Origin of the sequence: Blautia sp. HCP28S3_G10 (assembly GCF_052065235.1) — a bacterium.
Classification (GTDB): Bacteria; Bacillota; Clostridia; order Lachnospirales; family Lachnospiraceae; genus Blautia_A.
The window spans coordinates 41,794-55,975 of record NZ_JBQHUL010000024.1 but is presented as its reverse complement, the minus strand read 5'-3'; the positions used below and the strand labels follow the sequence as shown (position 1 = coordinate 55,975).

Annotated in this window: 11 protein-coding genes; 10 read left to right on the top strand and 1 reads right to left on the bottom strand. The window is 41.7% G+C overall.

Annotated elements, in window-relative coordinates:
- Positions 1 to 209 precede the first annotated feature (209 nt).
- Positions 210 to 1,850, bottom strand: a complete 1,641-nt coding sequence (locus ACTNB8_RS10830; protein ID WP_441054581.1) for an ABC-F family ATP-binding cassette domain-containing protein — start codon at positions 1,848 to 1,850, stop codon at positions 210 to 212.
- Between the two features lie 422 nt (positions 1,851 to 2,272).
- Between ACTNB8_RS10830 and ACTNB8_RS10825 the strand changes: the two genes are divergently transcribed.
- The 10 genes from ACTNB8_RS10825 to ACTNB8_RS10780 all read left to right on the top strand — a co-directional run bounded on the left by ACTNB8_RS10825 (position 2,273) and on the right by ACTNB8_RS10780 (position 14,043).
- Positions 2,273 to 2,674: an RrF2 family transcriptional regulator gene (locus ACTNB8_RS10825; protein ID WP_441054579.1), complete on the top strand. Its 402-nt coding sequence runs from the start codon at positions 2,273 to 2,275 to the stop codon at positions 2,672 to 2,674.
- A gap of 239 nt (positions 2,675 to 2,913) precedes the next feature.
- Entirely contained in the window at positions 2,914 to 6,450 is a 3,537-nt protein-coding gene (gene nifJ, locus ACTNB8_RS10820; protein ID WP_441054577.1) for a pyruvate:ferredoxin (flavodoxin) oxidoreductase, read from the top strand.
- Between the two features lie 57 nt (positions 6,451 to 6,507).
- Entirely contained in the window at positions 6,508 to 9,261 is a 2,754-nt protein-coding gene (locus tag ACTNB8_RS10815; RefSeq protein WP_441054575.1) for a YfhO family protein, read from the top strand.
- Positions 9,258 to 10,205 (top strand): glycosyltransferase family 2 protein, encoded by a 948-nt coding sequence (locus ACTNB8_RS10810; RefSeq protein ID WP_441054573.1) that lies wholly within the window; start codon positions 9,258 to 9,260, stop codon positions 10,203 to 10,205. Before ACTNB8_RS10815 ends, ACTNB8_RS10810 begins: the two co-directional genes overlap by 4 nt.
- A gap of 12 nt (positions 10,206 to 10,217) precedes the next feature.
- Positions 10,218 to 10,646 (top strand): GtrA family protein, encoded by a 429-nt coding sequence (locus ACTNB8_RS10805; RefSeq protein WP_441054571.1) that lies wholly within the window; start codon positions 10,218 to 10,220, stop codon positions 10,644 to 10,646.
- 17 nt (positions 10,647 to 10,663) lie between these two features.
- Entirely contained in the window at positions 10,664 to 11,716 is a 1,053-nt protein-coding gene (gene cobT / locus ACTNB8_RS10800; RefSeq protein WP_441054569.1) for a nicotinate-nucleotide--dimethylbenzimidazole phosphoribosyltransferase, read from the top strand.
- 2 nt (positions 11,717 to 11,718) lie between these two features.
- Positions 11,719 to 12,288: a bifunctional adenosylcobinamide kinase/adenosylcobinamide-phosphate guanylyltransferase gene (locus ACTNB8_RS10795; RefSeq protein ID WP_441054567.1), complete on the top strand. Its 570-nt coding sequence runs from the start codon at positions 11,719 to 11,721 to the stop codon at positions 12,286 to 12,288.
- Positions 12,285 to 13,058 carry an adenosylcobinamide-GDP ribazoletransferase gene (gene cobS, locus ACTNB8_RS10790; RefSeq protein ID WP_441054565.1) on the top strand — a complete coding sequence of 258 codons (774 nt, stop codon included), beginning with the start codon at positions 12,285 to 12,287 and terminating at the stop codon, positions 13,056 to 13,058. The genes ACTNB8_RS10795 and cobS overlap by 4 nt, the downstream gene beginning before the upstream one ends.
- 21 nt (positions 13,059 to 13,079) lie before the next feature.
- Positions 13,080 to 13,460, top strand: a complete 381-nt coding sequence (locus tag ACTNB8_RS10785; RefSeq protein ID WP_441054564.1) for a bifunctional adenosylcobinamide kinase/adenosylcobinamide-phosphate guanylyltransferase — start codon at positions 13,080 to 13,082, stop codon at positions 13,458 to 13,460.
- Positions 13,453 to 14,043, top strand: coding sequence for a histidine phosphatase family protein (locus tag ACTNB8_RS10780; RefSeq protein ID WP_441054562.1), 591 nt, complete (start codon positions 13,453 to 13,455; stop codon positions 14,041 to 14,043). The genes ACTNB8_RS10785 and ACTNB8_RS10780 overlap by 8 nt, the downstream gene beginning before the upstream one ends.
- Positions 14,044 to 14,182: the final 139 nt, after the last annotated feature.

Here is a 14,182-nt window from a genome sequence, read left to right as displayed (position 1 = left end):
CTGCATTTTTCGTCATCATAAAAAACACCGCCCTTCTGATATTTATTATATCAGAAAAGCGGTTCCAACAATAGCAAAACCCTGCAAAAGCAGGGCTTTGTCTACAGTCTGAAATGGCGGACATCACTATGAAGTGATGCCCGCCATTGCTTTTGATGTCATAGTATGCAAGAAAAATTGTCGGTGGCAAGTTCTCTGGTTGCGGTAATTTAGTTGTCAGCGGCGTCTTCTTCGTTAACCTGGAAGACGTGACGTTTTTTAGCCATTTCATCACTTGCGAGATATTCGTCATAAGTGGTGATCTTGTCAACCAGTGTACCGTTTGGAAGGATTTCCATGATACGGTTTGCAGTAGTCTGTACGAACTGATGGTCATGAGAGGTGAAAAGAATAACTCCCGGGAATTTGATAAGACCATTGTTCAGTGCAGTGATGGACTCCATATCAAGATGGTTGGTCGGTTCATCCAGAATAAGAATATTGGCTCCGGAGATCATCATCTTGGATAAGAGACAGCGGACTTTTTCACCACCGGAAAGTACACGGACTTTTTTGACACCGTCTTCTCCAGGGAAGAGCATTCTGCCAAGGAAGCCACGAACATAAGTGGCATCTTTGATTTCGGAATACTGAGTCAGCCAGTCTGTGATAGTAAGATCGTTGTCAAATTCAGCAGTGTTGTCCTTCGGGAAATATGCCTGAGAAGTTGTGACACCCCATTTGTAATTTCCTTCGTCCGGTTCAAGCTCTCCCATAAGAATACGGAAGAAAGTAGTGATTGCCTGTTCGTTTGCACCCACGAATGCAACTTTGTCGTCATGACCGAGAGTAAAGGAAATATTGTCCAGGACCTTTACTCCGTCAATTGTTTTGGAGAGGTTTTCTACCATAAGTACTTCATTTCCGATTTCACGATTCGGGCGGAAATCAATATACGGGTATTTACGGCTTGAAGGACGCATGTCGTCAAGCTGGATTTTTTCAAGGGCACGTTTACGTGATGTTGCCTGCTTGGACTTGGAAGCGTTGGCACTGAAACGGGAAATGAATTCCTGAAGTTCTTTGATCTTTTCTTCTTTTTTCTTATTGGCTTCCTTCATCTGCTTGATAAGAAGCTGACTGGATTCAAACCAGAAATCGTAGTTACCAGCATAGAGTTGAATCTTGCCATAGTCAATATCAGCAGTATGAGTACATACTTTATTAAGGAAGTAACGGTCATGAGATACAACGATGACAGTATTGTCAAAGTTGATCAGGAATTCTTCCAGCCATTCGATAGCAGGAAGATCCAGGTGGTTGGTAGGCTCATCGAGAAGAAGGATATCCGGGTTTCCGAACAGAGCCTGTGCGAGAAGAACCTTAACCTTCTGGCTTCCTGTAAGGTCAGCCATCTGGCTGTAGTGGAGATCTGTTTCGATTCCAAGACCATTCAGGAGAGTAGCTGCGTCAGATTCTGCCTCCCAACCGTTCATCTCTGCAAATTCACCTTCAAGTTCGCTTGCACGGATACCATCCTCATCTGTGAAGTCTTCTTTTGCATAGATAGCTTCTTTTTCTTTCATAATCTCGTAGAGTCTTGCGTTTCCCATGATAACAGTATCAAGTACGTTATATGCGTCGTATTTGAAGTGATCCTGCTGCAGGAAAGAAAGACGCTGGCCAGGTGTAATGACAACATCACCCTTGGTAGGTTCTAGCTGTCCGGAAAGAATCTTGAGGAAAGTAGATTTACCGGCACCGTTGGCACCGATAAGACCGTAACAGTTTCCTTCTGTAAATTTGATGTTGACATCCTCAAAAAGTGCTTTTTTGCCAACACGTAATGTAATATTATTTGCTGAAATCATAAGGTACCTCTTTTCTTCATTATGGTTTCGTTGATTTTCGTTGTCAGGCATTTTGCCATACATAACCCATTGTACAGTAAACCTGGGATTTTGCAAGTATAAAAAGCATTTAAATAGAAAAAAGAATGTAACTGCTCACAGACAATGTCCGGCGAGGTGTTTTGGAATGGATTTTGACCAAGTTGCTGTGAACGGAGTGAACAGTAACAAAAGAATGTTACGAATACAGATAATAATATGTTTATTATGAATAGATAATTCATACTTGTGAAAATAATGATCGTTTTATAAGTGAATATGAGATAAAAACTGAAAAAATATTGAAATTACATAAAAGAACTGATATACTGGCTAATGGTGGGGAAAATATGAAAAAAGAAAGAAAACATGAGAATTTTCAGAAAATACAGGGAGTGTAGAATATGTTTATAACCAGAGAATGCGATTATGCTGTAAGAGTAATTCGTGCACTGGCGGGAGAAAAAAGATTAAGTGTCGGAGAAATCTGTGAAAAAGAAGCTATTACAGCACCTTTTGCTTATAAAATACTGAAAAAACTCCAGAAATCAAAACTGGTAAAGGGTTACCGGGGAGTACATGGTGGATATTCACTGAACAGAAGCCTGGAGGAAATGACTCTTTTTGATATTTATTCAGCAGTTGATCCGGAACTTCTGATCATAGACTGTATGGAAGACGGTTATGATTGTGTAAGAAATAATGGCAGTGAAGGCAACAGCTGCAAGGTTCATTATGAACTTGAAGAGATACAGAAAGAACTCTGGAGGATGCTGAGACGCCGTACAATGGGAGAACTTCTCTGAGAAAATATGATATATAGCAGGATAGTCCGAAAAGTTATAGTTCACAAAAGTTTGTGCACTGTAACTTTTTTTACGGGCAAAAATGATGCTTTGTATGTAATTATATACAGAAAATCAGGTAATCCCAGTTGAATAATTCAAGGATTGTATGCTATAATAATACACGGAATTTTAGGTCTTATACCAGACCTAGAAAAATAAATAATTTTCATCATACCTTTAAGGAGGAAAACAAAACTATGGCAAGAAAGATGAAAACCATGGATGGTAACCATGCAGCCGCTCATGCATCATATGCTTATTCTGATGTAGCTGCTATTTACCCGATTACCCCTTCTTCTGTTATGGCGGAAGCAACAGATGAGTGGGCTACCCAGGGAAGAAAGAACATCTTCGGACAGGAAGTACAGGTTACAGAGATGCAGTCTGAGGCTGGTGCTGCAGGTGCAGTACACGGATCTCTGGCAGCAGGTGCTCTGACTACTACTTATACTGCATCACAGGGTCTTCTTCTTATGATCCCGAACCTTTACAAAATCGCCGGTGAGCAGCTTCCGGGTGTTATCAACGTATCTGCCCGTGCACTTGCTTCTCACGCACTTTCCATTTTCGGAGATCATTCCGACGTTATGGCCTGTCGTCAGACCGGATGTGCAATGCTCTGCGAATCTTCTGTACAGGAAGTTATGGACCTGACACCTGTTGCTCATCTTGCAGCAATCAAAGGTAAAGTTCCATTCATCAACTTCTTCGATGGATTCCGTACATCTCACGAAATCCAGAAAATTGAAACATGGGATTATGAAGATCTGAAGGATATGGCTGATATGGAAGCTATCCAGGCTTTCCGTGATCATGCTCTTAACCCGAATCACCCATGCCAGAGAGGTTCAGCTCAGAACCCGGATATCTTCTTCCAGGCAAGAGAAGCATGTAACCCGTACTATGATGCTCTTCCGGCAGTAGTTCAGGAATACATGGACAAAGTAAATGAAAAGATCGGAACAGATTACAAACTGTTTAACTACTACGGAGCTGAAGATGCTGAGCATATCATCATCGCTATGGGTTCTGTAAATGATACAATCGAAGAAACAATCGATTACCTTGCAGCAGCAGGCAAAAAAGTTGGTGTTGTTAAAGTTCGTCTTTACAGACCATTCTGCGCACAGGCACTGATCGATGCTATTCCGGATTCCGTTAAACAGATTAGCGTTCTTGACAGAACAAAAGAGCCAGGAGCTCTTGGTGAGCCTCTGTACCTTGACGTTGTTGCTGCATTAAAAGACAGCAAATTCAAAGATGTTAAAATCTTTACAGGACGTTATGGTCTGGGTTCCAAAGATACTACACCGGCACAGATCGTTGCAGTATATGAGAACACAACAAAAGAAAAATTCACTATTGGTATCGTTGATGATGTTACAAATCTGTCTCTTGAAACAGGCGCTCCGCTTGTTACAACTCCGGAAGGAACTACAAACTGTAAGTTCTGGGGTCTGGGAGCAGACGGTACAGTAGGTGCTAACAAAAACTCCATCAAGATCATCGGTGATAATACAGACATGTATGCTCAGGCATATTTTGATTATGACTCCAAAAAATCTGGCGGTGTTACAATGTCTCACCTTCGTTTTGGTAAGAAACCGATCAAATCCACATACCTGATCCACAAAGCAAACTTTGTTGCATGTCATAATCCTTCTTATGTAAATAAATACAACATGGTTCAGGAACTTGTTGACGGTGGTACATTCCTTCTGAACTGTGCATGGGATATGGAAGGCCTTGAAAAACATCTGCCAGGACAGGTTAAAGCATTCATCGCTAACCACAATATCAAATTCTACACTATCGATGGTGTTAAGATCGGTATTGAAACTGGTATGGGACCAACACGTATCAACACAATCCTTCAGTCTGCATTCTTCAAACTGACAGGTATCATTCCGGAAGATCAGGCAATTGAACTGATGAAAGCAGCTGCAAAAGCTACTTACGGACGTAAAGGTGATGACGTTGTTCAGAAAAACTGGGCAGCTATCGATGCTGGTGCAAAACAGGTTGTAGAAGTTGAAGTTCCGGAAAGCTGGAAAGATGCAGCTGATGAAGGTCTCTTCATGGCTCACGCTGACCATGGTGCACAGGAAGCTCAGGACTTCGTAAATAACATCCAGTGCAAGATCAATGCACAGGAAGGTAATACACTTCCTGTATCTGCATTCAAAGAATATGTTGATGGTACTACACCGTCCGGAACAGCTGCATACGAAAAACGTGGTATCGCAGTAAATGTTCCTGTATGGCAGCCGGAAAACTGTATCCAGTGTAACCGTTGTGCATATGTCTGCCCACATGCAGCAATCCGCCCGGTAGCACTTACAGAAGAAGAAGCTGCAAATGCACCTGAAGGAATGGCTACTCTGCCTATGACAGGTATGAAAGAATACAAATTCACCATGACTGTATCAGCTTATGACTGTACAGGATGTGGTTCCTGTGCTAACGTTTGCCCAGGTAAGAAAGGTGCAAAAGCACTTGCTATGGAAAACATGGAAGCAAACGCAGGACTTCAGAAATTCTTTGATTATGGAAGAGAACTTCCGGTTAAAGAAGATGTTATTGCTAAATTTAAAGAAACAACAGTTAAGGGAAGCCAGTTCAAACAGCCTCTGCTTGAGTTCTCCGGAGCATGTGCAGGTTGTGGTGAAACACCTTATGCTAAACTGATCACTCAGCTGTTCGGTGACAGAATGTACATTGCAAATGCTACAGGATGTTCCTCTATCTGGGGTAACTCTTCACCGTCCACTCCATACACAACAAACGCTAAAGGACAGGGTCCTGCATGGGCTAACTCACTGTTCGAAGACAACGCTGAGTTTGGTTATGGTATGCTTCTTGCTCAGAGAGCTATCCGTGATGGCCTGAAAGCAAAAGTAGAAGCTGTTGTAGCTGATGGTAAAGACGAAGCAGTTAAAGAAGCTGGTCAGGAATGGCTGGATACATTTGCTGTAGGAGCAACTAACGGTGCAGCAACAGACAAACTCATCGCAGCTCTGGAAGCATGCGGATGTGATGCAGCAAAAGAAATCCTTGCTCAGAAAGATTATCTGTCCAAGAAATCCCAGTGGATCTTCGGTGGTGATGGATGGGCTTACGATATCGGATTCGGTGGTGTTGACCATGTTCTCGCAAGCGGACGTGACATCAACGTAATGGTATTCGATACAGAAGTTTACTCCAACACAGGCGGACAGTCTTCCAAATCTACACCTACAGGTGCAATCGCTCAGTTCGCAGCTGGCGGAAAAGAAACTAAGAAGAAAGATATGGCTTCCATCGCAATGAGCTATGGTTATGTATACGTAGCACAGATTTCCATGGGTGCTGACTTCAACCAGACTGTAAAAGCTATTGCTGAAGCAGAAGCTTATCCGGGACCGTCTCTGATTATTGCATACGCTCCATGTATCAACCATGGTATCAAGAAAGGTATGGCAAAAGCTCAGACAGAAGAAGAACTGGCAGTTAAGTGCGGATACTGGCATAACTTCCGCTTCAACCCGGCAGCAGACAAGAAATTTGCTCTGGATTCCAAGACACCAGACATGGAGAACTATATGGACTTCCTGAACGGCGAAGTTCGTTACAACTCTCTGCAGCGTCAGAACCCGGAAAAAGCAGCAAGACTGTTTGCTAAGAATGAATCTGAAGCAAAAGCAAGATATGCATATCTGAATAAACTCGTAGCTATGTACGGCGAAGAAGAATAATTCGGATTAACAGGCCGCGGTACTTTTTGTACCGCGGCTTTTTTAAGAGAGAATGATATGAAGAAAAGACTACAGAAAACAAAAAATACAGATTTTTATCTGATCTATACGATAGTTTTTCTGGTAATCTCGGCTTTTTTGATATCCAGATTTTATCTAAATGGAAAGTCACTTATATGGAAACATGACGGTGTACCACAACATCTGAATTCACTGGCATATTATGGAGAATATCTGAGAAAGATTCTTTACAGCCTGTTTGTGGAACACAAATTCAGTATCCCTATGTGGGATATGCATATAGGATATGGATCAGATATTCTTACTACACTGCATTATTATGTGATTGGAGATCCGTTGACATTACTTTCTGTGTTTATAAAACCGGAACACACAGAAGCACTGTACGGATTTTTGATTTTTCTGCGTATTTATCTGGCTGGAATTGCTTTTAGCAGATACAGTTTTTATCACAGGAATTCCAAGCAGGCTACATTTATGGGGACTATGATTTACATATTTGCAGGCTGGACAATCTATGCTTCCATGAAACACCCGTATTTTGCCAATCCAATGATTTATCTGCCTCTGATTTTGATGGGAATTGACAAAATCTACAAAAAAGAAAAACCATATGTTTATATATGGTCAGTGGCGATTGCAGGGCTGTCGAATTTCTATTTTTTCTATATGATCGTTATTTTTATGGTACTGTATGCGGTGTTCCGTTTTTTTCAGATTTTTCAGGACCATTCACTGAAAAATATAGGACACTGGCTGGGCGTATTTATTGTCTATTCTGTGATCGCATTACTGATTGCAGCAGTGATATTACTTCCCGTGTTGCTTCCTGTGTTTGGAACGGAACGGTTCAATGCGTCTAACTATGTGCCGCTGTTTTATGACAGAATTTACTACGAAAAATATCTGGGATGTCTGATCGGAGAAAATATGATTCAGTGGGGTGTTGCGGGATATTCTGCAATATCTCTTGCAGGTGTGTTTGTACTTTTTTCAAAAAGAAAAAAATACAGTACACTGAAGGCAGGATTTATTCTTTTGAATCTGTTTCTTCTGATTCCGTTTGCCGGACATGTCCTTAATGGATTTTCTTATGTATCCAACCGCTGGATATGGGCATATGGAATGATGATTTCATACATCTTTGTAAAAATATATCCTGATATATTTGCACTTACGCTAAAAGAAAAACGAAGAATTTTTGTGATGCTTCTGGTGTACTGCGGACTTGTACTTCTCCCGGATGCTGCGAGAACACCGAGAAATATGATTGGAGTTCTGATTCTTACACTTTCTGTTTTTGTGATCCTGACTTACGGATCAGTATTTGTAAAGAAGAAAAATCTGACAGTTATGTTGTCGGGACTTTTAATTGCGGGAATTGTTTTTAATATTTATTATCAGTACTCCATGGAAAAAGATTATCTTTCAGAGTATGCAGAAAAAGGAGAAGCACTTGAAAAACTGGAAGCCGGAACAGATTTTGCTGTTCTGGAAACAGGAGATAAAACGGTATATCGATACGATCAGCTGGATTCACTGACCTATGATAACTCATCCATGCAGATGGGAACTAATGGAACTTCTTATTATTTCAGTGTGGCAAGTGAGTGTATCGGTAAATTTTTTGAGGAAGTATTTTTGAATGCCCCCAAAGAACACCGTTATGAAAATCTGGATGGAAGAACAATCCTGGATCGTCTGGCGGCAGTGAAATATTTTGTCGTAAGAGAAAAGGGAACCGGATATCTTCCGTATGGATATTCAAAAAAAGCAGGAAAAGCAAAAAAAGATAACAAAAAATATCTGGCATATGAAAATGAACACAGTCTTCCGATAGGATATACTTATGATTCTTATATTCCGAGATCTGAATATGAAAAGATGTCTGCTACAGAAAAACAACAGGCACTGCTTCAGGGAGTTGTACTTGAAGACAGTTTCCTTCCGGAGACAGAACCTGTTTTCAGTGACAGAAAAATCGCTTATAAGGTTTCAACTGGTGAAGGATGCCATATGAAAGATGGTAAAATAACTGTTACAGAGGAAAATGCCAAACTTAAACTTACATTTCATGGGCTCCGTAACAGTGAAACTTATCTGATCACCGAAAATGTGGATTATGAAGCACTTTCTCCTCTTGAAATGGTAAGTGACAAAAAATGGAACAAAATGACGAAATATGAGCAGAATCAGCTCCTTTATGAAAACAGCAAATGGCGTTACTGGAAAGAAAGCCAGCAGGCTACGATTGATATAAAAGGATCTTTCCCTGAAAAAACTATTAGCATTTTTACAGATAAATACAATGCATACAGTGGAAAACATAATTTTATCTGCAATACGGGATATTCTGTAAATGGCAAAAGTTCAATTACATTAACATTTGAGAATACAGGTGTATACACCCTGGATGATCTGGAAATTGTATGTCAGCCAATGAACAAAGTAGACAGTCAGACAGATAAGCTTGCAGAGGAATCACTGACGGAGGTACAGATGAAAACAAATGAGATCACCGGAAAAATATCGGTGTCTTCTCCGAAAGCTCTTCTGATCGCCCTCCCTTATAATAAAGGGTTCAAAGCTTATGTAGATGGCAGAGAAACAGAAGTTAAACAGGCAAATACCATGTATATGGCAATTGAACTGTCTGAAGGAAGTCATGAGATCAGACTCGTGTACTGTACGCCGTATCTGAAGACAGGCCTTGGCTTGACTTGTATTGGTATCCTGTGCTACAGTTGGGTAGTATTTATGAACAGAAAGGGAAAAAGAAAGTATAAATGAGTCTGTTATCAGTAGTAATTCCTGCTTTTAATGAAGAGCAGATGATCAGCAGGATGTGTGATGAAGTGCGCAGAGTGCTGGAAGGAGCAGACATTTCCTATGAACTTGTTTTTGTTAATGACGGTTCAACAGACCGCACGGCAGAAGAAATTTCGAGTCAGGCGGCAAAAGACTCACGGATAACGGGAGTTCAGTTTTCGAGAAATTTCGGAAAAGAGGCCGCAATTCTTGCCGGCCTGGCATATGCCACAGGAGATGTAACAGCTGTTATGGACTGTGATCTTCAGCATCCGCCGGAAACACTTGTGAAAATGTACCGCAAATGGCAGGAAGGATTTCAGGTTATAGAAGGAATCAAGAAAAACCGTGGTGAGGAGAGCGTCTTTCACAGGGAAAGTGCAGGCTTCTTTTACAGAATTATGTCCGGAATCATGAAAGTAGATATGGAGAATACGTCTGATTTTAAAATGCTGGACAGGCAGGTGGTAAAGACAGTTCTGTCTATGCCTGAGCAGAAACTGTTTTTCAGGGCGATATCTTCCTGGGTGGGATATCAGACGACAACTGTTGAATTTGAGGTTCATGAACGGGCTGCTGGCATGTCAAAGTGGACGGTAGGTTCTCTTATCCGGTATGCTTTCACAAATATTGTATCATTTACAACAATTCCGCTGCAGTTTATCAGTATAGCAGGGGGAATCTGTTTTGTGGGTTCACTGGTCCTGATCATTTATTCACTTGTACAGTATTTCCGTGGACATGCAGTAGAGGGATATACAACGACGATCCTTGTGATGCTTCTCATAGGAAGCGCAATAATGCTGAGTCTTGGTATAATCGGATTTTATATAGCTAGGATTTATGAAGAAGTCCGACGAAGGCCGAGATATATTGTTTCCAGAATCATAAATGGAAATGCAGGAGAAACAAACGATAAAAAATAACAGGAGTAAAAAATGAAACCGATTAAATTTCTGATTCAGCTTTTCTGGAAATGTTACAATAATGATATTCTCAGATATATTTTCTGGGGAGGGTGTACCACACTGGTAAATCTGATCTGTTTTTACGGCCTGAGAAAAGCAGGACTTGAACTTACTGTTGCAAATATTATTTCAATCATTGTTGCTATTATTTTTGCGTATGTGGTAAACTCGAAATTTGTTTTTGAAGATAAATGTGAGACTCTGAAAGATCATATTCAACCGTTCTTCAAATTTGTGAGCGCCCGTCTTGTTACCATGGTAGTAGAAGTTGGCGGTGTATGGCTTCTGGTCGAAAAAGTCGGACTTGCAGATATGGCAGGAAAATTTATCACACAGTTTATTGTGCTTGCGCTGAATTATATTTTCAGTAAGTTTTTTGTATTCACAACAGGAAAATAAAAAGGCGGGAAAAAGAAATGTTATTGGAAGAAACACTTAAGAAAATAAAACCACTGGATAAAAGTGCAATGAAGAATGCCTCAAAACGTTGGGACAGTATTGCAAAACCGCTTCACTCACTTGGAAAAATGGAAGATCTGGTGATTCAGATCGCCGGAATTGAAGGAACAGCAGATGTTTCCATCGGAAAACGTGCTCTGGTGGCAATGTGTGCGGACAACGGGGTGGTAGAAGAAGGGGTGACCCAGACAGGACAGGAAGTTACGGCAATTGTTGCCAGAAATTTTCTGAAAGGAGATACGTCAGCCTGTGTTATGTGCAGACAGTGTCATACAGACGTATTTCCGGTAGATGTGGGAATGGTTGTTGATACAGAAGTTCCTACAGATCTGAAGGTCACTATGGGAACACGTAATATGACAAAAGGACCTGCAATGACAAAAGAAGAGGCGGTAAAAGGCCTGGAAGCAGGTGTTGAGATGGTTGTAAGGCTGAAAGAAAAAGGTTACAACCTGCTTGCAACCGGCGAGATGGGCATCGGTAATACTACAACAAGCAGTGCTGTGGCATCTGTTCTTCTTGATGAACCTGTAGAAAAAATGACCGGCCGTGGAGCAGGGCTTTCAAGTGAAGGCCTGCTCCGCAAAATTGAAGCCATCCACAGGGCAATCGAAATTAACCGGCCGGATCCTTCAGATCCGGTAGATGTGCTGGCAAAAGTAGGCGGACTTGATATTGCGGGAATGGCTGGCGTCTTTCTCGGAGGAGCGGCCCTTGGTGTTCCGGTTGTGATCGATGGATTTATTTCCTGTGTTTCTGCGTTGATCGCAATGAGAATCTGTCCACAGGCAGGAGATTATATGATTGCCTCACATGTATCGAAGGAACCGGCGGCAAAACTGATTCTTGAAGCTCTGGAAAAAGAAGCGGTGATCCATGGTGATATGTGTCTTGGTGAAGGCAGTGGCGCAGTGGCGCTTTTCCCTTATCTTGATATGGGAATGGCAGTTTACAACACCATGAGTACTTTTGAGGATATTCATGTAGATCAGTATGAGGAGCTGAAATAAATATGATGATTCTTGTAACCGGAGGCAGCGGCAGTGGAAAATCAGCATTTGCAGAGGACTGTGTACTGGCTCTTGGTGAGAAAAAAAGAATTTATATTGCAACCATGTTTCCTTTTGATGAAGAAAGCAAAAAGCGAGTGGCACGGCACAGGAATATGAGGAGTGGCAAGGGATTTGAGACTGTAGAGTGTTATACAGGCCTGCAGAATGTAAAGGTTCCGGAACAAAGCACTGTATTGCTGGAATGTATGTCCAATCTGGTTGCGAACGAAATGTTCCAAAAAGATGGTGCAGGAGAAAATACTGTTGAGGCGGTTCTGGAGGGAATCAGGAGCCTTTGCAGGCAGGCCGGAGATATTGTGATTGTCACAAATGAGATTTTTTCGGAAGCGGTAGTGTATGAAGGGGAAACAGAAACTTATCAGAAGTATCTCGGGCTGATCAACCAGAAACTTGCCAGGTTGGCAGATCAGGTTGTGGAAGTGGTATATGGAATTCCGGTGTATCACAAACAGGAACTTCCCCTGTTGGATTTCAGTGAAATACATAAGATAAGAGAGGAACTTTCATGAAAAGTTTATGGAACAGTTTTAAAATCGCATTTGCCATGTTTTCAAAAATTCCGATGCCCCAGGCTGATTGGAGTAAAGAAAATATGAAATACATGTTTTGTTTTTTTCCATTCATCGGAGCTGTGATCGGAGCGGTTTCCCTTCTGGCTGCAAAAACCGGCTGGTATTTTGGAATCGGAAACGGATTTCTTACAGTAATCCTTGTGCTTATTCCTGTCGTAATAACAGGTGGGATTCACGTAGATGGTCTTCTGGATACTTCAGATGCGTTAAGTTCCTGGCGTGATCGTGAAAAACGCCTGGAAATACTGAAAGATTCTCATGCAGGTGCATTTGCGGTGATCACAGCCTGTGTGTATTTTATGGCTTTTTACGGTGGTTACAGTCAGATAAACGATAACTGGAAGGCACTTTGTATTATGGCACTCGGGTTCTGTATTTCACGGTGTCTGTCAGGACTGGGAGTATTAAGCCTGCCTAAAGCAAATGCCTCCGGTACAGTGGCAGAGTTTTCGCGTAAAGCAGAAGACCGCCCTGTAAGGATCACACTTATAGTTTATCTGATCTTTCTTCTGGCAGCAGATGTGTATATACAGCCGATATGGGGTATTTCGGCATTTATAACAGCGCTTTTGGTGTTTGTTTTTTACAGATATAAGGCAATGAAGTATTTTGGAGGAACAACCGGAGATCTTGCAGGATATTTTCTCTGTCTCTGTGAAGTATGGTCAGTGCTGATACTGGCAGTTGTTACAGTTGTTTTTCCGTAACTGATGGGAGAAGATTTAATTATGAAAATGATCATTGGAGGAGCTTTCCAGGGCAAAAAAGAACTGGCAGAAGCAGAATATCCGGATATTACATGGGTCAGGGGCGAAGAAGCTGACCTGGAAACGCTTTTAAGAGCAGATGGAGTTCTGGGATTTCATGAATTTATCCGGAAAGAACTGAAAGAAGGCCGTGAAGTCGGCGACCTGGCCGGAAAATTAATCCGGAATAATCCAGAAATAATTCTTGTGTCTGATGAGGTCGGATATGGCGTAGTTCCCATTGATGCCTTTGACCGCAGGTACAGGGAAGCAGTGGGAAGGGTCTGTACAGAACTGGCGCTTTTTTCAGAAAAAGTAACAAGAGTTGTATGTGGTATCGGGACGGTGATCAAAAATGCTTAAAATCTGGCTGATACGGCACGGAATGACAGAAGGAAATCTTAAAAAACGATATATCGGAGTGACAGATGAGCCGCTTTGCCCGCAGGGAAAGGCTTTTCTTCGGACGCTGGTTTATCCGGAACCTGAAATGGTTTTTGCAAGTCCGCTGCGAAGATGTATGGAGACTGCGGAGATCCTTTTTCCGGATTTTGAAGTGGAAACAATAAAAGAACTTTCGGAGTGCGATTTCGGAGAATTTGAAAACAGAAATTATCTGGAACTCACTGACAATCCTCATTATCAGGAATGGGTGGACAGCAATGGAACATTGCCGTTTCCCGGAGGGGAGAGTCGTGAGCAGTGCAGGGACAGGAATCTTTGTGGATTCCACAGGGTGCTCACAAAATGTCTGGAAACAGGAATTCATGAGGCTGCCATGGTTGTACATGGCGGTACGATCATGAACGTACTGGAAGCTTATGGGGAACCGGCACGTAGCTTTTATGAGTGGCATGTGGGAAATGGAAGAGGATATCTTGTGGAAACGGAGCCGGCAGACTGGAAGGACAGCGCAGGAAGACTGAAAGTATTGAAAACATTATAAAAGTAAGTTATAATAACAGAAGCAACGGAGCTGAGAATGTTCGGTTGCTTTTTTTGTGTAAAAAAATACAAAAATTTTTAGAAAAGAAAAAAGATTTTGTGCTATAAGGTTGAAATAACCGGTGCAGTATGATACATTA